The organism is Sphingomonas pruni NBRC 15498 (assembly GCF_001598455.1).
GTDB lineage: Bacteria > Pseudomonadota > Alphaproteobacteria > Sphingomonadales > Sphingomonadaceae > Sphingomonas > Sphingomonas pruni.
This window is the reverse complement of sequence record NZ_BCYZ01000033.1, coordinates 16125-35116: the sequence shown is the minus strand read 5'-3', so window position 1 is coordinate 35116 and position 18992 is coordinate 16125. Positions and strand designations below refer to the sequence as shown.

At 64.8% G+C, this 18992-nt stretch carries 21 protein-coding genes; 15 read left to right on the top strand and 6 right to left on the bottom strand.

All coding sequences use genetic code 11. The features are described 5' to 3' along the window. Window positions 1–92: 92 nt before the first annotated feature. Complete coding sequence (locus SPR01S_RS11550) at window positions 93–809, bottom strand: haloacid dehalogenase type II (RefSeq protein ID WP_066589779.1); 717 nt, start codon at window positions 807–809, stop codon at window positions 93–95. A gap of 47 nt (window positions 810–856) precedes the next feature. Between SPR01S_RS11550 and SPR01S_RS11545 the strand changes: the two genes are divergently transcribed. The 7 genes from SPR01S_RS11545 to SPR01S_RS11515 all read left to right on the top strand — a co-directional run bounded on the left by SPR01S_RS11545 (window position 857) and on the right by SPR01S_RS11515 (window position 7601). After that, on the top strand, window positions 857–2380 hold the full coding sequence (locus tag SPR01S_RS11545) for a fumarate hydratase (protein ID WP_066589739.1): 1524 nt from the start codon (window positions 857–859) through the stop codon (window positions 2378–2380). After that, complete coding sequence (locus tag SPR01S_RS11540) at window positions 2310–2927, top strand: endonuclease domain-containing protein (RefSeq protein ID WP_369405269.1); 618 nt, start codon at window positions 2310–2312, stop codon at window positions 2925–2927. Before SPR01S_RS11545 ends, SPR01S_RS11540 begins: the two co-directional genes overlap by 71 nt. Next, window positions 2928–3410: a hypothetical protein gene (locus tag SPR01S_RS11535; protein WP_066589734.1), complete on the top strand. Its 483-nt coding sequence runs from the start codon at window positions 2928–2930 to the stop codon at window positions 3408–3410. Then, window positions 3407–4324: an EamA family transporter gene (locus SPR01S_RS11530; RefSeq protein ID WP_066589731.1), complete on the top strand. Its 918-nt coding sequence runs from the start codon at window positions 3407–3409 to the stop codon at window positions 4322–4324. The genes SPR01S_RS11535 and SPR01S_RS11530 overlap by 4 nt, the downstream gene beginning before the upstream one ends. Before the next feature lie 9 nt (window positions 4325–4333). Beyond that, window positions 4334–4798 carry an SAM-dependent methyltransferase gene (locus SPR01S_RS11525; RefSeq protein ID WP_066589729.1) on the top strand — a complete coding sequence of 155 codons (465 nt, stop codon included), beginning with the start codon at window positions 4334–4336 and terminating at the stop codon, window positions 4796–4798. Continuing rightward, window positions 4795–6159, top strand: coding sequence for an MFS transporter (locus tag SPR01S_RS11520; RefSeq protein ID WP_066589727.1), 1365 nt, complete (start codon window positions 4795–4797; stop codon window positions 6157–6159). Before SPR01S_RS11525 ends, SPR01S_RS11520 begins: the two co-directional genes overlap by 4 nt. Window positions 6160–6254: 95 nt before the next feature. Further along, window positions 6255–7601, top strand: coding sequence for a methyl-accepting chemotaxis protein (locus SPR01S_RS11515; RefSeq protein ID WP_066589724.1), 1347 nt, complete (start codon window positions 6255–6257; stop codon window positions 7599–7601). 1 nt (window position 7602) lies between these two features. Here the strand turns inward: SPR01S_RS11515 and SPR01S_RS11510 are convergent, their stop codons facing one another. Continuing rightward, complete coding sequence (locus tag SPR01S_RS11510; protein ID WP_066589721.1) at window positions 7603–8109, bottom strand: hypothetical protein; 507 nt, start codon at window positions 8107–8109, stop codon at window positions 7603–7605. Continuing rightward, window positions 8106–8348, bottom strand: coding sequence for a helix-turn-helix transcriptional regulator (locus SPR01S_RS11505; protein WP_066589719.1), 243 nt, complete (start codon window positions 8346–8348; stop codon window positions 8106–8108). The genes SPR01S_RS11510 and SPR01S_RS11505 overlap by 4 nt, the downstream gene beginning before the upstream one ends. A gap of 100 nt (window positions 8349–8448) precedes the next feature. Between SPR01S_RS11505 and SPR01S_RS11500 the strand changes: the two genes are divergently transcribed. Both SPR01S_RS11500 and SPR01S_RS11495 read left to right on the top strand, forming a co-directional pair. Next, window positions 8449–9606: an MBL fold metallo-hydrolase gene (locus SPR01S_RS11500; protein WP_066589714.1), complete on the top strand. Its 1158-nt coding sequence runs from the start codon at window positions 8449–8451 to the stop codon at window positions 9604–9606. Between the two features lie 78 nt (window positions 9607–9684). Further along, window positions 9685–10143, top strand: coding sequence for a hypothetical protein (locus SPR01S_RS11495; RefSeq protein WP_245661966.1), 459 nt, complete (start codon window positions 9685–9687; stop codon window positions 10141–10143). A gap of 66 nt (window positions 10144–10209) precedes the next feature. Here SPR01S_RS11495 and SPR01S_RS11490 read toward each other — a convergent pair whose 3' ends face one another. Then, window positions 10210–10755, bottom strand: a complete 546-nt coding sequence (locus tag SPR01S_RS11490; protein WP_066589708.1) for a DUF3617 domain-containing protein — start codon at window positions 10753–10755, stop codon at window positions 10210–10212. An 82-nt stretch (window positions 10756–10837) separates the two neighbouring features. On the opposite strand from SPR01S_RS11490, the gene uvrB reads away from it, so the two are divergent. Continuing rightward, window positions 10838–13033, top strand: a complete 2196-nt coding sequence (uvrB, locus tag SPR01S_RS11485) for an excinuclease ABC subunit UvrB (protein ID WP_066589705.1) — start codon at window positions 10838–10840, stop codon at window positions 13031–13033. Window positions 13034–13220: 187 nt separating this feature from the next. Continuing rightward, window positions 13221–13946, top strand: a complete 726-nt coding sequence (locus SPR01S_RS11480) for a hypothetical protein (RefSeq protein WP_157082176.1) — start codon at window positions 13221–13223, stop codon at window positions 13944–13946. Window position 13947: 1 nt separating this feature from the next. Here the strand turns inward: SPR01S_RS11480 and SPR01S_RS11475 are convergent, their stop codons facing one another. Then, a complete protein-coding gene (locus SPR01S_RS11475) occupies window positions 13948–14316 on the bottom strand; it encodes a PRC-barrel domain-containing protein (RefSeq protein WP_066589699.1) in 369 nt (122 codons plus the stop codon). A gap of 115 nt (window positions 14317–14431) precedes the next feature. On the opposite strand from SPR01S_RS11475, the gene SPR01S_RS11470 reads away from it, so the two are divergent. The 3 genes from SPR01S_RS11470 (at window position 14432) to SPR01S_RS11465 (ending at window position 15497) form a co-directional block, all read left to right on the top strand. Next, the gene (locus SPR01S_RS11470; protein ID WP_066589696.1) at window positions 14432–14968 is read left to right on the top strand and encodes a hypothetical protein; all 537 of its coding nucleotides are present in this window, start codon (window positions 14432–14434) and stop codon (window positions 14966–14968) included. A gap of 100 nt (window positions 14969–15068) precedes the next feature. Continuing rightward, window positions 15069–15218, top strand: a complete 150-nt coding sequence (locus SPR01S_RS21565) for a hypothetical protein (protein ID WP_157082174.1) — start codon at window positions 15069–15071, stop codon at window positions 15216–15218. Between the two features lie 3 nt (window positions 15219–15221). Next, on the top strand, window positions 15222–15497 hold the full coding sequence (locus SPR01S_RS11465; RefSeq protein ID WP_066589684.1) for a DUF3175 domain-containing protein: 276 nt from the start codon (window positions 15222–15224) through the stop codon (window positions 15495–15497). Between the two features lie 364 nt (window positions 15498–15861). On the opposite strand, the gene SPR01S_RS11460 is transcribed toward SPR01S_RS11465, so the two are convergent. After that, a complete protein-coding gene (locus tag SPR01S_RS11460; protein ID WP_066589681.1) occupies window positions 15862–17319 on the bottom strand; it encodes a flavin-containing monooxygenase in 1458 nt (485 codons plus the stop codon). 51 nt (window positions 17320–17370) lie between these two features. Between SPR01S_RS11460 and SPR01S_RS11455 the strand changes: the two genes are divergently transcribed. After that, window positions 17371–18984 carry an amidase gene (locus SPR01S_RS11455; protein ID WP_439646731.1) on the top strand — a complete coding sequence of 538 codons (1614 nt, stop codon included), beginning with the start codon at window positions 17371–17373 and terminating at the stop codon, window positions 18982–18984. Window positions 18985–18992 lie beyond the last annotated feature (8 nt).

Here is an 18992-nt window from a genome sequence, read left to right as displayed (position 1 = left end):
CCCGGCCTTCGCCGGGGCGACGAACTGGTGGTGGCGCGGTCGAAAGTTGATCATGTCAGATCAGGCGCGGCAGACCTCGCCGCGCGGTTCGACTAGGCGCCGAGCAAGTCCGCCAACTCGATCAGGCTCCCAACGCTCCATTCCCAATTCTGCGCGAAATGCCGGTCGGGCGCTGGTCGCCCGCCATATTCCATCGGGCGATCGACATAAGCGGTCATCAGACCGCAATCGCGGGCCGCGGCGAGATCGCTATGGTGCGCGGCGACGAGACAGAGTTCATCGGGCTGGATGCCGAGTTGCCGAGCGGTCGCGAGATAGGCCTCGGGGTCCGGCTTGTAATGCCCGCTGACTTCCGCGCCCAGGATCGCGTCCCAGGGCAGTCCGGCGCGGCGGGCCATGTCGAGCATCAGGGCGATGTTGCCGTTGGACAGGGTGACGATCGGGAATCGCGCCTTGAGCCGCGTCAGTCCGGCAACCGCATCGGGCCACGGATCGAGCCGGTGCCAGGCGAGCGTCAGCCCGTGCAATCGCGCGTCGCCGACCGCGGCGGAGTCGATATCGAGACTGATCAGCAAATCTTCCAGTGTCTCGCGATGAAGCGTGTCGAGGATCACGAACGGACGTTCGCCCGACCGCACGCACGCCATCGCAGGCTGATACCGCGCGCGCCAGCCGTCGGCGAATGCTTCGGGCGTGATGTCGGTGCGGCCCAGCAGATCGAGCAACGGCGCGGCCTCGCGAGCTATTCCGCCACGCCAGTCCACCACCGTGCCGAACACGTCGAAGGCAAGGGCCTTGGGGAGTTTCATCGCGCCTTCTTGTTTCATCGCCGCGCTCGGCGCTAGAGGGCCCGTTCATGACCACGACCATCCGCGCAGCCGATCTGATCGAGAGCGTCGCCGACGCGCTCCAGTTCATCTCCTACTACCACCCGATGGATTATATCCGCGCGCTCGGCGTGGCGTACGAAGCGGAGCAATCGCCCGCGGCCAAGGATGCGATCGCGCAGATCCTGACCAACAGCCGGATGTGCGCGGAGGGGCACCGGCCGATCTGCCAAGATACCGGCATCGTCAATGTGTTCGTCAAATGGGGCATGGATTGCCGCCTCGACGACACGTCCCGCTCGATGCAGGAGGTCGTCGATGAGGGCGTGCGGCTCGCATACCTCAATCCCGAGAACAAGTTGCGCGCGTCGGTGCTGGCCGACCCGGCGTTCACGCGGCGCAACACCAAGGACAATACACCGTGCGTGCTCCATGTCGAAATGGTGCCCGGCAGCCGGGTGTCGGTCGACGTAGCGGCCAAGGGCGGCGGTTCGGAGAACAAGTCCAAGTTCAAGATGATGAACCCGTCCGATTCGATCGTCGACTGGGTGCTCGAGATGTTGCCGCAAATGGGCGCCGGCTGGTGCCCGCCGGGCATGCTCGGCATCGGCATCGGCGGGACGGCGGAACATTGCGTGCTGCTCGCCAAGAAGGCGCTGATGGAACAGATCGACATGGCGACGTTGAAAGAGCGCGGGCCGAAGACCGATATCGAGGCGCTACGCATCGAAATTTTCGACAAGGTCAACGCGCTCGGCATCGGCGCGCAGGGACTGGGCGGCCTATCCACCATCCTCGACGTCAAGATCATGGACGCGCCGTGCCATGCCGCGGGCAAGCCGGTGGCGATGATCCCCAATTGTGCCGCGACGCGCCACGCGCATTTCACGCTCGACGGGTCGGGCCCGGCTTTTCTCGAAGCGCCCAAGCTTGACGAATGGCCCGACGTCAATTGGACGCCGGACAAGGCGGCGATCCGCGTCGACCTCGACACGCTGACGCCGGAAGTGGTGCAGTCGTGGAAGCAGGGCGATCGCTTGTTGCTCAACGGCAAGATGCTGACCGGCCGCGATGCCGCGCACAAGCGCATCGCCGACATGCTGGCCAAGGGCGAGGAACTGCCGGTGAGCTTCAAGGGCCGGGTGATCTATTATGTCGGCCCGGTCGATCCGGTCGGCGAGGAGATTGTCGGCCCGGCGGGCCCGACCACCGCGACCCGGATGGACAAATTCATGCGCATGATGCTCGATCAGGGCCTGTTGGCGTGCGTCGGCAAGGCCGAGCGCGGCCCCGCCGCGACTGAGGCGATAAAGGACGCCAAGTCGGCCTATCTGATGGCGGTCGGCGGCGCGGCCTATCTGGTGGCGCGGGCGATCAAGGGATCGAAGGTCGTCGGGTTCGAGGATCTGGGGATGGAAGCGATCTACGAATTCGAGGTGGTCGATTTCCCGGTGACGGTCGCGGTGGATAGCGAAGGCAACAATGTCCACCAGCTGGCGCCGTTGGTGTGGCGCGAGAAGATCGCGAAAGAGAAGCTGTTGGAGCGGGTATAAGGGAAGGGTGGGGATTATTCCCCTCCACCATTCGCTTCGCGAACGGTCCCCCTCCCCACGCGCTTCGCGCGCAGGGAGGATTGGTCTAAATCCTCCCCATCGCAGATGGGGAGGGGGACCGCGCGAAGCGCGGTGGAGGGGAATGCCGGCACCTAGAAAAACGGTCGAACGGGCGAGAAAGCTTCGCCGTGAAATGACGTTGCCAGAGATCATTATGTGGCAGTGGATGCGCGGCCGGCCCGACGGATTGCGCTTCAGGCACCAACATCCAATCGGCTTGTACTCGCTCGATTTCTACTGCCCGTCGGCCAAGCTTGCCATTGAGGTCGACGGCGAAGCACATGAACGCGGCGACCAACCACAGCGGGACGCCGAACGTGACGCCTGGGTGGCTGATCAAGGAATCCGTACGCTTCGTGTTGCGGCAGCGGATGTGTTGAGCGACCTGGACTCCGTAACGCGTCTGATCGTTGCGGAGTGCGGGACATTTCCCCTCCACCAGCCTTCGGCTGGTCCCCCTCCCCATGCTGCGCATAGGGAGGATTGAATGAGCCGGAAAATCGTCCTCCACTCTCCGCTCGCCCCAATCGCACTGGCAACCAGGCTGCGCGACGTCCTGGGTGACGAGAAGGCCAAGCCCAAAAAGGGCGTGACCGGGCATGGCAGCGAGCAGGACATGATGCTGTTCGTCTATCGCCCCAACGTGCAGACCAACATGAATGTCCGACTGACTGCGACAATGCAGCCCGACGGCACCGGCACCCGGATCGAGGGAAAGATCGGGCAGGCGAGCAACGTTACCTGCTTCATGATCTTCTGGTTCGGCTTCCTGTCGATCTTCCTCGTGGTCGCCGGAATTTCCGCGATCAACGGCGCTCCGTTCGAATTCTGGGGCCCGTTCGGCGGCATTCCGTTGACGATGATGGTGTTCGGAGCCGCGCTGGTCCGCGTCGGGCGCGGCCCCAAGGGCAAGGACGAAAAGGCGATCCTCGAGTTCCTCGCGCGCACCGTTCAGGCTCGCGAGGCGTGAGTTTCCCGATCTGGCTGCCCGCGACCCTGCTCGCGGGAGCACTCCAGGCATGGCGGACTGCGGTGCAGCGGCGCATGTCGCGGACCTTGTCGGTCAATGCGGCGGGGCTGGTCCGCTATCTCTATGGCCTGCCGGTCGCGGCCGCGATGATGCTCGCCTATCAGTTTCTGATCGCGCCTGCGGCGTTCCCGGCGCTGGGGCATTGGTTCGTCCTGTTCTGTGCGGCGGGCGGGCTGGCGCAGATCATCGCGACCAACTTGCTGTTGATGGCGTTCAGCGAGCGCAACTTCGTCGTCGGTACGGCCTATTCGAAGACCGAAGCGGTTCAGAGCGCGGTCCTGTCGGTGGTGCTGCTCGGCGACCATCTGAGCGTTCTCACCTGGCTAGGGATCGGTTTCGGCGTGGTGGGCGTGATGGTGTTGTCGACAGGCGGCAAAAGGACGGGGCCGGGCGAATTGTTGCGGTCGCTCGGCCAGCCCGCGGCACGTTACGGCATTGCCTCGGGCTTCGTGTTCGCGCTGACGACGATCGCGATCCGCCGCGCGACGATGGAAGTCGCGACGGCCGATCATGTCCGCGCCGCGCTGATCGTCTTGGCGATGACGGTTGCGCTGCAGACGCTGATGCAGGGCAGCTATCTGTTCTGGCGCGAGCGTGACCAGGTGGCGAAGGTGTTCGCCGAATGGCGGACCGCGGGACAGGTGGGGCTGATGTCGTCGGTCGCCTCGGCCTGCTGGTTCACCGGCTTCGCCTCGGCGCCGGTCGCGCTGGTGCGGATCGTCGGCCAGGTGGAGGTCGCCTTCACCATGGCGTTCGCGCATTTCTATCTGGGCGAGAAGACCGCCAAAAGCGAAGTCGCGGGGTTGCTGCTGGTCGCGATCGGCGTAGTGCTCGCGCTTGCCGGCGCATGGTAGGAGACGGGCATGGCCTTCGAGATCGAGCAGATCGCCTATGTTCGCGGCGGCCGCGCGGAAGCGGTCGACGACGATTGGGATCGCGAGACCGCGGTGATCGAGCTCGAACCGCGCTTCGGGCCCGAAGCGCTGGCCGGGCTCGATGCCTTCAGCCATGCCGAGATCGCCTTCGTGTTCGATCGCGTCCCGCCGGACAGGATCGAGACCGGCGCGCGCCACCCGCGCAACCGCGCCGACTGGCCGCTAGTCGGCATCTTCGCGCAGCGCGGCAAGAACCGGCCCAACCGGATCGGCATCACCATCTGCCGGATCGAGAAGGTCGAGGGCACGCGGCTCCACGTTCGCGGGCTCGACGCGATCGACGGCACGCCGGTGATCGACATCAAACCGGTGCTGCGCGAATTCCTGCCGCGCGGCGATTTGCGCCAGCCCGATTGGGCGAGCGAGTTGATGGCGGGATATTGGCAGGCATGACCGCCCGCGCCCCAGGCAGTGCCGGAGTAGGTGCGCTGTGGGCGACGGTGCTGGGGTCGAGCGTCGCGATGATCGACGGGTCGGTGGTCAATGTCGCCTTGCCGGCGATGGCGAAGGCGCTCGACGCCGACGCCGCCGGCATTCAGTGGATCGTCAACGGTTACATGTTGCCGCTGTCGGCCCTGGTGTTGCTTGGCGGTGCGCTGGCCGATTCACTCGGGCGAAAGCGCGTGTTCCTGGCGGGATTGTTGCTGTTCGCGATGGCTTCGATCGGGTGCATGGCGGCGCCGACGCTCGGCTGGCTGATCGCGGCGCGCATCGCGCAAGGGATCGGCGCGGCGCTGCTGACGCCGGCGAGCCTGGCGATCCTGGGTGCCGATTTCGAGGGCGAAGCGCGCGCCAAGGCGATCGGGACTTGGGCGGCGGCGGGCGCGATCGGCGCGGCGATCGGCCCGATCGTCGGCGGCTGGCTGGTCGACGCGGCCGGCTGGCGCTGGGTGTTCGGCCTGATCGTGCCGATCGCGGTTGCCGCCGCCATCCTCGCGGTGGTCGCGGTCGAGGGTGGTCATGACCCCGAGGCGGCGAAACCCGACTGGCCGGGCGGAGCTTTCGCGACGATCGGGCTCGGCCTGCTCGTCTGGGGGCTGACGATCGCCACGTCCGGCGGGCAGGGGGCAATATATTATATCGCGGGCGGCGTAGTCGCGTCGGCGGCGTTCCTGTGGTGGGAAAGCCGATGCGGCGCGCGCGCGATGGTGCCGCTGGGCTTGTTCGCCACGCGAAGCTTCAGCGCGATTACCGTGCTGACCTTCCTGCTCTACGCGGCGCTGAGTGGGGTATTGCTGTTGCTTCCCTATTTGTTGATCTCGACCGGGTGGAGAGCGACCGCGGCGGGAGCGGCGATCCTGCCGTTGCCATTGATCATGGGCGTGGGATCGCGCGCGGCCGGAGCGCTGGCCGAGCGGATCGGCGCGCGCTGGATGCTGGCGGCGGGGCCGGTGCTGGTCGCGGCCGGGTTTGCCGCGATGCGGATCATTCCCGGCACGGCGATCGCGTTCATCCCCCATATCCTGCCGTCGATGCTGTTGATCGGCATCGGCATGACCGCGGCGGTCGCGCCGTTGACCACGGCGGTTATGGCTTCGGTCGACCGCCACCATGCCGGCGCCGCGTCGGGCGTGAACAACGCGACCGCCAGGATCGGCGGCATGGTCGCGGTCGCACTGATAGGACTGGTGCTGACGGGCGGCGGACGCGGCGTATCGATCGAGGCTTTCCATGCCGCATTGTGGCTGGCCGCGGCAGTGGCGGTGATCGCCGGCGCGGCCGGCTGGTATTCGGCCCCCGCCAAACAGCCCTAAAGCTTCCTTAACCCTAGCCGTTTAGTCGCTGGAAGCGGGGGAATTCAGGGGGCACGCGGTTGGACATCGCAGCAACGGTACGGAAGGCGGCCAAGATGTCGGGCGAGCTCGGCATCCGGACGCTCGACTTGCAAGCGGACATTACCGAACTGGCCGAGCGCGTGACCGCTCAGGCAGCGACGATCGACACGATCGGTGGCGAAGCCGTGCGGCTGGCCGACGACGGCACCGATGTCGCGCGCGCAGCCGAGGAAGCACGGCGCAGCACCGCGGCGGCGCGGCTGGTGATCGAGGATTCGACGCGCCAGCTGTCCGATGCCTCGACCAATGTCGTCGACCTGATCGACCAGGTCAGCCGCATCCACGCCAGCCTGGGCGCGTTCAACGAAGCGCTCGCCTCGGTCAGCCACGTAACGCAAGTGATCAGCGGGATCGCCAGCCAGACCAATCTGCTCGCGCTCAACGCGACGATCGAAGCGGCGCGCGCGGGTGATGCCGGGCGCGGCTTCGCGGTGGTCGCCGGCGAGGTCAAGAAACTGGCGCAGGAAACCGCCGCGGCGACGCAGACGATCGAACGCTCGATCGGCGCGCTGGCGGGCGAGGCGGCAGGCATGCTCGATCGTGTCGCGCATGGCGTCGAAACCGCCAAGACCGCTCACCAGGGCAGCAAGGATATCGAGGAACTGGTCGACCGGCTCGGCGCACTGATGCGCGATTTGTCGATGTCGAGCGAGCGCGTCAGCGACCGCATCGGATCGATGGTCGAATCGGTCGGCAACATCCGCACCGGACTGGGCGCGTTGTCGACCACGTCGGGCGCCAATGCCGACGGATTGCAGCGTCTGTCGGGCCGCGTGACCACGGTCAGCGATGATACCAACACTCTGCTCCAGCATTTCGCCGAGAGTGGGGTGGAGATGGTCGATTCGCCATATATCGCGTTCGGCCTCGATGTCGCGAAGCAGGTATCGGACGCGCTCGCTCGCGCAGTGGCCGAAGGCAGGATTTCGATGGCCGATCTGTTTCGCGACACCTACGACCAGATTCCCGGGACCAATCCGCCGCTGTTCAGCCATCCGGTCCAGCCGTTCATCATCCCCGCGGCGCGGCCGCATCAGGAACGGGCGCGGAGTTACAAGGGCTTTTTCGGGATGAGCTTCAGCGACCGTAACGGCTTCGGCGCGGTGGCGATGCCCGAGCGATCCCATGCGCAGCGACCGGGCGACGATGCCTGGAACACGGAATATGCACGCTGCGGGATGATGTTCGAATTCACCGAGACCCAGCAACAGTGCAAGATCACCGACCCGTTCTGCCTCAAGGCCTACCGACGCCAGGTCGCCGACGGCAGTGTATTGCTGCTCAAGCAGGTGATCGCCTCGATCGCCGTCAAGGGCCGCCACTGGGGCATCCTGCAATTCGCCTATGAGGATCAGGGCTGAGTTAGTCGTCTTGCTCCTCGATCGGCTGGCTTCGCCAGCTGGCATGGAGCGTCGGTACCGCATTCCACAGGATCAGGAGATACATTGCGGCGAACCCGCCCAACGCAACCATCTCGGCCGACGGGCGCGGCTGCATCCAAGCGAGTATCGGTAGGCCGACCAATCCACACACCGCGGCGAACAGGATGATAGGCAGTGCGGTCAGATAAGCTTTGGCGCGGATTTGCGCGTCCAGCTCGTCGACACGCTCGGTGAACGACATCCACGGCTTGATCGGGCCCATGAGCGGGAGCCAGCCGGACAGCACGAAGCCCGCCAGCAATATTCCATCGCCGATCAACAGGACGCGACCACCGAGCAAGGTGACCGCCATCCCCACCGTCCCGAGCACGAGGGCGAAGAGCGCCAATCCCCTCAACGGTCGCCGCCGCGGTGGCCGTCTGGCCAGGTCCGGGATACCGGTCAGTTTGGCGACGTCGTCGAGGCGCTGCATCAGCGGCTTGGTCATGCGGAGTCTCCCGCCCGGCGCAGGACTGCCGCCACGGGCTCGAAGGGTTTGAACGAAAACAGATGCTCGATCGCGACGTCGAACTCGGCGGCGATCTTCATCGCGAGCTCGAGGCTGGGTTTGTAGTCGCCGCGCTCGAGATAGCCGATCGTCTGCGGGTTGACGCCGACGGATTCGGCCAGCGCCTTGCGCGAAATGCCGCGTTCGGCACGGAACAGCGCAATCCGGTTGTAGAGCATTACGAGTCGGTCTGCATGATCATATGTTGTGTTTACACAACGAAATGTCGAGATGGTCAATAGGGCTTGTTCAGCGCGCCGCATAGGATAGAGGGCGCAGATGCGGTGGGTGAAACGTGTCGGTGCCGGGCTGCTTTGGCTGGTCGTGCTCTTGTGCCTTGCCATCGCCGTCGTCCCCGACTTCCTCGATGCGCGTTATTATCGCGGACCGGTAAGCGGCCATTTCGATGGCGAGCATTTCTTCAACCCTGACGGCAGCGACGATGCGTTGTCGCCGCGGGGCGGGATGGGCACGATGCTGCGCTACGTGACGGCGCGCGACAATCGCCCCGTTTGGCCTGATCGCGTAGCGGTGACCCCGACCCGGCCGCCAGTACGAGTCGACGGGGATCGGATGCTTGCGACCTGGGTCGGGCATGCGACCGTGCTGGTGCAGACTCAGGGACTCAACATCCTGACCGATCCGGTGTGGAGCACAAATGCCGGGCCGTTCGGGATCGGGCCGACCCGCGTCGCCGAGCCGGGCATCCGGTTCGCGGATCTGCCCAGGATCGATCTCGTGTTGGTCAGCCACGATCATTACGATCACATGGACCTCGCGACGCTCAAGAAGCTGTGGGAACGCGACCGTCCGCTGATCGTCACCAGCCTGGGCAATGACAGCGTGATCGGCCAGGCGGGCGTGCCCGCGCGTGCGCTCGATTGGGGCGGCGAGGTCGTGGTGCGGTCCGGTGTGAGCGTCATCGTCAATCGCAGCCATCATTGGGACAGCCGCTGGTTCGCCGACCGCAATCGCGCGCTCTGGTCGGGGTTCGTCGTGCGGCTGCCAGGGGGCAATCTATTCTTCGCCGGCGATACCGGCGCGGGCGATCTCAAATGGGCGGACCAGGCGGCGTCCTACGGTCCGATCCGGCTCGCGCTCATTCCGATCGGGGCATTCCGCTTCACCGCCGGTCAGATGGCGGCGGGCAGCCACGTCGGTCCGATCGATGCCGTCGAGGTCTATCGTCGTCTGGGCGCGGCGCAGGCGATCGCGATTCATTGGGGGACGTTTCGCCTGTCCTATGAAGGCTGGGACACGCCGCCGCGCCTGCTGGCGGCGGCAGAGGCATGCACCGGGCAACGCGGCTTCTCCGCGGTGCGGATCGGCCGGACGATGGAGGTGCCGGCCTTTGCGCCCCAGTCCGCGCGGCCGACAATGACGCGCGGCGACCTGTTGCGCTGCCTCGATACGCCGGCGGTTTCGGCGCTGCGCTAATGTACCGCAAATGGATCGTGTGACCGCTTGGGGTCGGTCGCGCCCGATGCTATGAGCCGCCGCGGAGGGGGTGTCGCAATGTCCCAAACAATGGCGCAACGACGCCGCTACGAGACGTCGCTCGATCGGATTGGGCTCGCGATCGGCGCTGGTGGGCTGATGGGCGGCGCGATCACGGTCCTGCTGATGCTGTTCGGCGGCACCTTCACGATCGGCACGCTGGCCATGGCTTTGATCATCGGGTCGGTGCTGACCGCGCTTGCCATCACCGCGCTTGCCGCTTTCCCCTGGATGCTGCTCCACGCCGCGGGACGGCGCGGACCGGTCAGCGCGGCGTTGCTCGGGGCGGCGATCGGCTTCGTCGTGTTTCTCGGCGGACAGACCTGGATCTACGGCTTGGTCGAAATGCCCGCGATGGATGCGCGCACCTTGCTGTTCCGCTGGGCGAGCGGCATCGCTACCGCGTTGGTCATGGGCATGATGTCGGCCGGCATCGCCGTGGTGATGTGGCGCATAGCGTACCGGCGGGCGGATTAGCGTTCCCGAGCGGGGCGTGGCCGTGGCGACGCGGAAGAGCGCGCCGCCACGGGTGATGCAATCGGATCAGCTGCATTCTCCGATGCGGCGGGAGACGGTATGCGTCTTGGTCGTTGAACTGACCGGCCCGGCGCTGATCGCCGCTTCGGTATCATAGGTGACTTCGGTCGGGCTGTACGACCCCGTCGTGTTCATGGTCATGGTGCCGTTGGGCAGCTTGCACGACGCCTCAGATGCGATCCTGCCGCCGGTGAAGGTACTGTTCTTGATCGTGCAGTCGACCTTTGCGTTCTTGAGCATCTCACCCGGGCCCTTGGTCGCCTGTTCGGGAGTCACGCACGCCGTGATCGTTTGGGGCGCCGGTTTGGGCGGCGTCATGCCCGCCGGCATTCCCGCAGGCAGGCCGCTGGTTTTGGTTTCGAGCGTCGTGATCGTGGTCTCCCACTTGCCCGGCTGCATCCTCAGTGACGCGACAGTGGGCGGCGCGTCGCCGGTAGTGGTGACGGTGCCGGTCGCGGAATTGGTCGTGATCGTCGTCGAACTCGTTTTCTCTCCGCAAGCAGCCAGCGCGAGCGTGGCGGTAGCGGCGAGGACCAAGGGGGTGGTGCGCATTTTTTTCTCTCCATCATGGATTTCGGCGCGACCGTTCCCGCTTTGTTGCGGGTGGGCGCTAAAGTCACCATATTCGCGAACTATGGCAATCCAGATTCGCACCAGCCTGGCTGAACCGGAAACCGGTCAGTCCTTCGTCCCCCACCGCCCAGAACGGCCGGAGAAGGTCGAGGGCGGCAAGGCGTTCAAGCTGGTCAGCGACTATGAACCGTCGGGCGATCAGCCGAGTGCGATCAAGGAACTGACCGAAGCGGCGCTGGCGGGCGAGCGTGACCAGGTGCTGCTCGGCGTGACGGGGTCGGGCAAGACCTTCACCATGGCCAAGGTGATCGAGACGTTGCAGCGCCCCGCGCTGATCCTCGCGCCCAACAAGATCCTCGCCGCCCAGCTCTATGGCGAGTTCAAGAGCTTCTTTCCCGATAATGCGGTCGAATATTTCGTCAGCTATTACGACTATTACCAGCCCGAGGCGTACGTGCCGCGGTCCGATACCTATATCGAGAAAGAAAGCTCGGTTAACGAGTCGATCGACCGCATGCGCCACTCGGCGACGCGGTCGCTGCTCGAACGCGACGATGTGATCATCGTCGCCTCGGTCAGCTGCCTCTACGGTATCGGCTCGGTCGAGACCTATTCGGCAATGATCTTCGACCTCAAGAAGGGTCAGACCGTCGACCAGCGCGAGATCGTGCGCAAGCTCGTCGCGCTCCAATACAAGCGTAACGACGCGGCGTTCCAGCGCGGCAATTTCCGGGTGAAGGGCGACACGCTGGAAATTTTCCCGTCGCACTATGAGGATACCGCCTGGCGTGTGTCGTTCTTCGGCGACGACATCGAGGACATTACCGAATTCGATCCGCTGACCGGCAAGAAGGTCGCCAGCCTGAACTATGTCCGCGTGTTCGCCAATTCGCACTACGTGACGCCCGGCCCGACGCTCAAACAGGCGATGGAAGCGATCAAGCACGAGCTCGCCGAGCGGCTCAAGGAATTGCAGATCGAGGGTAAGTTGCTCGAGGCGCAACGGCTCGAACAGCGTACCAACTTCGACCTGGAAATGATTGCGGCGACAGGATCTTGTGCCGGAATCGAGAATTATTCGCGCTTCCTGACCGGGCGCCTGCCGGGCGAGCCGCCGCCCACCTTGTTCGAATATCTGCCCGAAAATGCCCTGCTGTTCGTCGACGAAAGCCACCAGACGATCGGGCAGATCAACGGCATGGCGCGCGGCGACCATCGCCGGAAGATCACGCTCGCCGAATATGGCTTTCGCCTGCCGTCGTGCATCGACAACCGGCCGCTCAGGTTCAACGAATGGGATGCGATGCGTCCGCAGACGACCTATGTCTCGGCGACGCCCGGCGGCTGGGAGATGGAGCAGACCGGCGGCGTCTTTGCCGAACAGGTCATCCGCCCGACCGGCCTGATCGACCCGCCGGTCGAGATCCGTCCGGTCGAGGAGCAGGTCCAGGACGTGATCCAGGAATGCAACAAGACCACGGCGATGGGCTATCGCACGCTGATCACCACGCTGACCAAGCGGATGGCCGAGGACCTGACCGAGTATATGCATGAAGCGGGGGTCAAGGTCCGCTACATGCATTCGGACGTCGAGACGCTGGAGAGAATCGAGTTGATCCGCGATCTTAGGCTTGGTGTCTATGATGTGCTGATAGGGATCAACCTGTTGCGCGAAGGGCTCGACATTCCCGAATGCGGATTGGTCGCGATCCTCGACGCGGACAAGGAAGGCTTCTTGCGGTCGGAGACCTCGCTGATCCAGACGATCGGCCGCGCCGCGCGCAACGTCGAGGGACGGGTGATCCTCTATGCCGATCGCATGACCGGCAGCATGGAGCGCGCGCTAAACGAGACCAACCGCCGCCGCGAGAAGCAGGAAGCCTATAATCTCGAGCACGGCATCACGCCGACCACGATCAAGCGCAACATCGGCGACATCATCGCGCATGTCGCCTCGAAGGATCAGGTCACCGTCCCGATCGACGAGGACCGTCCGCACATGGTCGGGCACAATCTGCGCGCCTATATCGAGGAGCTCGAGAAGAAGATGCGCAAGGCCGCGTCCGACCTCGAGTTCGAGGAAGCCGGGCGCCTGCGCGACGAGATCCGCGCGCTGGAAGCGGAGGAGCTGGGGCTGCCCGCGGACGACCGCGTGCTGCCGCCGGTGATGGGCCGATCGAACGAGGGCAAGCCCGGCACGCGCAAGACGCGATATGGCAAGGTGCAGAAGAAATTCGGGAGTGGAAGCCGGCGGTAAGCCCGATCGCTATCTCCTCGCTCCGTCAGCCCCGCTTGGGCGGATGACGATTCGGGGAAACTCTGCCCCGCCGTAATATTCTGCGTTTTATAGGCTTTTTAGCTCGAACTGCGCTCCGGTGTCGTTTTTATCCTATAGTTTTCCCGTTCGAATCCTCGACCTTCTCGGCAAAATGGGGGATATCGGCATGGCTACTGTCGCGGGGCGTGTTGGCGGACGGTTGAGCAACGAACGGCGGTTTTTCGCCGGCATGGCGGTGGCAATGATCGTCGCCACGTTCGTCGGATTTGCACCGTCTTATTATCTGTCGAGTGTGTTCGCGGGCCCGCGTCTGTCGATGCTGGTCCATGTTCACGGCGCGGTGTTCACTCTCTGGATGCTGCTCTACGCTCTTCAGACCGGGCTGGTCTCGGCGGGCCGCACCGACGTGCATCGCGTCATCGGACCAGTTGCGGTAGCGGTCGCCGTGGCGATGGTGCCACTGGGGATCGCCACGGCGATCATCACCAAACAGGTCACCGCTGCCGCGCATCTGCCTCCGCAGGGACCCCCGCTGATCTTTCCGCTGGGGGCGATCCTGACCTTCGCCATCCTGACCGCCTGGGCGGTCGCGATGCGCAAGCGCGCTGCCTGGCACAAGCGGCTGATGCTGCTCGGCACGCTTGCGCTGCTGACGACGCCGTTGGCGCGGGTGACGCGCATGACGCATTTGCCGCTCACGCCGGCGCTGGGCGGGATCATCCTTACAGACCTGATATTGCTGGTGCTCGTCGCCTATGACCTGCGTACGACCGGCAGGCTGCACGCCGCGACCAAATGGGGCGGGGCAGTCTTCCTGCTAACCCAGGCCATCCGCATCGTGCTCAACATGATGCCCGCTTGGCAGGCATTCGCGAAGAGCTTGACCGGATGAGCTATCCGATGGTCAGATCCTGCTTGTCCGCCCCGTAATAGCTCGCCAGCCGGTCAGCATAGGCCTGGTCGAAATCGGGCGCCGTGCCGGACCAATTGGGGCCGCCCTCCAGCGTCTTGGGCTCGACGCTCGCGACATAGGCGTCGGCGGCGAGGTCATAAGCGAGCAACTGGATCGGCACCGCGTAGAAATGTTTGCCGACGCCCAGGAAGCCGCCCAAGCTCAGCACCGCATACATCGCGCGGCCCGATCTTTTGTGCACCATGAACGCGTGGAGCGTGCCGATCGTCTTGCCGCCGTCGCGGCCCCTAACTTTCATCGTCGTGTCCAGGGTCGCCGCCACCAGGGGCTGGATGCTCGTTTCGGCCACTTTTGCCCTTTCACGGTTAAATGCGAAACGATCGTAGCGCGGCGTACGTCGCCGATCCACGCCCGAATGGCGCTTTGGGGTTGAGGCGCGTAGCGCTGGCGGCCATGGTCGGTCGATGCGCTACAAGTTCGCCGCCATTGCAACGTCCGTCGCCCTCTTGCTCGCCGGCTGCGTCCCGCCGCCCGCGCCTCCGCCGGTCGCGCGGCCCGCTCCGCCACCCGTCGTGCGGCCGAGCCCGCCGCCGGTCGTCACGCCGCCACTCGCGTCCGACTGGAATCAATGGCCGTTCACGCCGGGCGACTGGGCCTATCGCAAGGACGGCGTGGGTTCGATCGCCCTGTTCGGGCCGGTTGGCGCCAATGCGCTGCTCACCCTGCGCTGCGATCGCACGCGCGGATCGCTGTATCTGTCGGTACAGGGGGCCGGCGACGCCGCGACTATCCGTACGACGACGTTGACGCGATCGATCCCGCTGCGCGCGACGGGCGGCGATGCCGGTTATGTCGCGAGCCAGCTCGCGCCGAGCGATGCGATGCTCGATGCGATGGCGTTCAGTCGCGGGCGGTTCGTGATCGACCGCTCCGGCGCGGCGCCTCTGGTGGTGCCGCCTTATGCCGAAATCGGCCGCGTGATCGAGGATTGCCGAGGATAAGATCGCCGTCTCGCGCGTTGTGCCTTTGTTGTCGCATCGCCGTTGCGGAAAACCGGTTCCCACTTTTCCGCGCGATGCTCCGATCGCGAGGAGACGACACATGATCCGCAAGCTCAAATCCGGCGAATACCGGCTCTATTCGCGCAAGGTCGACCCCAAGACGCATAAGCGCCGCAACCTCGGCACGTTCGACACGCGCGAAGGTGCCGAGAAGCACGAACGCGAAGTGCAATATTTCAAGCGGCATTGAGCGATGGCGGCCGCACATAAATGGTCGCAGGACGTGACCGAGCATTCGGACGCGCTCGACCTCGAAAAGGATGTCTTCACGCGCGACGATCCGAAATCGATCGCGCTCTCGCTGAAGCGCTCCGCCGAGCACAGCCACCGTCGCAAAGGCACGCCGTTCCAGTCGGCAATGTCGATGCTGACCTTCTATATCAATCGCGCGGGCAAGGATCTGTCGCCGAAACAGAAAAAGGTGCTGGAAAAGGCAAAAGAAGAGCTGCGCGCCGCATTCGGGCGCTGACAAGCAACAGGCGAAAGAGAATCGTCGATTTTACCGAACATTACAAGACTTGAATTGCGATCCAGGACGATTCACATTGAGCTCGTGGCCAGTTCTGGTCACGGTGTTTCAACAAGCGAAAGGAGGTGATCCGATGTCTCATGGTTCAGCAGTGGGGTCGGTTCAGTTCGTTCGGGGGACGCGCCGCTAAGTCCGCCGATCCTTTGCGGGGGGTATCCTCCCTCAATCAACGCTTAGGATCACAGGAATAGCGGTCCGCATGGTCCTCCGGGCTGGAGCTTCCGGCCGCTGACCATGTTAGGAGGTTGCCGGGGATGGGAGTCCCCGGCAGCCTCTTTTCATTTTTGCATTCCGCGCGCCTGGGTCAGGCGATCTCGTACGCTTCCGCGTCGAAGCGTTTCATCATCCGCGCGAATTCGGCGGTGTTGCCGGCCCAGTTGTTGGGCATCACTCCGTTGTCGGTCTTGTACCAGCTGCCGCACCCGGCGGCCCAGGAGGTTGTCGCCAGCCGCGCCTGCAATGTCCGGTTATAGGCCTGTTGCGCTTCGGGCCTGATCGCGATCCTGCGGGCTTCTCCGCGCGCCACTTTGAGGATCGCGGGCAGCGCATATTCCATTTGCCGCTCGACCATGAAGATGATCGAATTGTGCCCGAGATTGGTGTTGGGGCCATAGAGCAGGAACAGGTTCGGAAAGCCGGCGACGGTGGTGCCGCGATAGGCACGGGCGCCATTCGCCCAAGCCTGTGCCAGGCTTCCGGCCGGTCCGTTGATCGCGATCGGGGCGACGAAGCCGTGCGTTTCGAACCCGGTCGCCCAGATTATCGTGTCGAGCTCGGCCAGCGCGCCGTCGGCAAGCCGCACGCCGCCCGGTTCGATCCGGTCGATCGCGCGCGTTTCGAGCGTGACATTGTCGCTCGCGAGCGCCGGATAGTAATCGTCGGACACGAGCGTCCGCTTGCAGCCGATCGGGAAATCGGGAGTCAGCGCCTGGCGCAATGCCGGGTCGGCTATGGTTGCTGCGAGATAGTCGAGCGCCATCTTCTCCATCTCACGCGCCTTGACGCCACCCGGCTCGGCGATTGCCGGATGCGTCGCTTCCAGCCGCCTCCAGATCAGCGCGCGGAACGCCTTTCTCAGCAGCGGCACGCTCGCGAACAGCCGCTTCATCGCCGGAGAGATCGGCGCATCCATGCGCGGGATGATCCAATGCGGCGACCGCTGGAACACGGTGAGATGTCCGGCTTCCCGCGCGACTTCGGGCACAACCTGGATCGCGCTGGCGCCGGTGCCGATCACGCCCACGCGCTTGCCGGCGATCGGAGCATCGGCGTGCCAGCGCGCGGTGTGGATCTGCGCACCGGCAAAGCTTTCACGGCCGGGCAGATCGGGCGTGCGCGGCCGATTGAGCTGGCCGGTCGCCACGATCAACGCAGGTGCGCGCCAGCGATTGCCGTCGGCCGAAGTGACTGTCCAGCGGGTGCTTGCCTCGTCCCAATCGGCGCTCGCCACCTCGACGCCGAGGCATAGGTGCGGCCGGAGGCGGAATCGGTTCGCCTGGTCGCGGAAATATTCGAGGATCTCTGGCTGCCGCGCGAACAGCCGCGACCAGTGCGGATTGCCTGCGAAACTGTAGCTATAGAGATGGCTCGGAACGTCGCAGCCGGATCCCGGATAGCAATTGTCGAGCCAGGTCCCGCCGACCTCCAGGCTCTTTTCGAGCACGACGAAATCGACCCCGGCCTGCTTCATGCGGATCGCTGCGAGCAGGCCCGACATGCCGGCACCGATGATGATCACCTGGGTTTCGAGCGGAACAGTCATGTCGATACCATAACGTTCGCATCGCGCTTGTCGAAGGGAAGGAGTTGGACGATGAAGGCGGGCCATAAAATGGGGACCGCTATGCGCCGCTTCGCCGCTCTGATCCTGCTCGCCACACCCTTGCCCGCCATCGCGCAGAATGCGTCCGCGCAGAATTCCGTTACCGAGGTCTCGATCGACCAATTGCGATCGCGGATGGACAAGGGGCAGGACAGCAGTGTCGACATCACGCGCGCCTATCTCGATCGCATCGCTGCCATGGACCGCAAGGGACCGACGTTGCGCGCGGTCATCGCGGTCAATCCCGATGCGGTCGCCCAGGCCAAAGCGAGCGACGCTCGGCGCAAGGCCAAGAAGCTGCTGGGTCCGCTCGACGGCATTCCGATCCTGATCAAGGACAATATCGAAACCAGGGACCCGCTCCCGACCACCGCGGGCAGCCTGGCGCTCAAGGACAATCTCACCCATCGCGACGCGCCCGTCGTTGCGTTGCTGCGCGCGCAGGGCGCGGTCATCCTGGGCAAGACCAACCTCAGCGAATGGGCCAATATCCGCTCGACCAAGGCGATGAGCGGATGGAGCGCGATCGGTGGGCTGGTGCGCAATCCCTACGGGCTCGATCGCACTTCTTGCGGTTCGTCGAGTGGGACCGGGGCTGCGGTAGCGGCGAGTTTCGCGGCGGCGGGACTGGGGACGGAAACCGACGGGTCGGTGGTCTGTCCCTCATCGATCAACGGCCTAGTCGGGCTCAAGCCTACGTTAGGGCTGGTCAGCCGCACTTATGTCGTACCGATCAGCCATAGCCAGGATACACCGGGACCGATGGCGCGCAGCGTTCGCGACGTCGCGACCCTGTTCTCGGCGATGGTCGGCAGCGACCCGGGCGACGCGGCGACCAGGGATGCGGGCAAATACCGCAAGGACTTCACGGCGGGTTTGGCTGGCGCGTCGCTCAAAGGCGTCCGCATCGCGGTCTATCGCCCCGATATGTCGCCGCTGATCGCCACGCGCTTCGACCAGGCGCTGGCCGTGCTCAGGGCGCAGGGCGCGGTGCTCGTCGACGTCCAGCGGCCCAAGACCGACGGCATGGGCGACGCCGAATTCGACGTGCTCAAGTTCGAGCTGAAGACCGATCTCGACAAATATCTCGCCTCGACGCCGCCCAGCGTGAAGACGCGCACGATCGACGATGTGATCGCGTTCGACACTGCCAATGCCGATGCCGAAATGCCCTATTTCGCGCAGGAGATTTTCGACATGGCGGCCAAGTCGAAAGGCACTGGCGAGGCGAGCTATCAGGCGCAGCGCGACAAGTCGCTGAGCCTGGCCAAAGGCGCGATCGACGGCATGCTCAAACAGGCCGATGCGACGATCCTGGTTCAGCCGACTTACGGTCCGGCCTGGCTGAGCGACCCGATCTATGGCGATCAATATAACGGCCCGAGCTCGTCCGAGCTGCCCGCGATTTCTGGCTATCCCAATCTGACCGTGCCGATGGGGCTAGTGCGTGGCTTGCCGACCGGCCTGTCGTTCATCGGCCCGGCCTATAGCGACGGCAAACTCCTCGAGGCCGGCTATGTCTATGAGCAAGCGTCGAAGGCGCGGGTCGCGCCCACCTACGCGCCGACGGCCGATGCGGGCGCCGGAGTGGAGGGTAAGCCTTAGGGAGTACG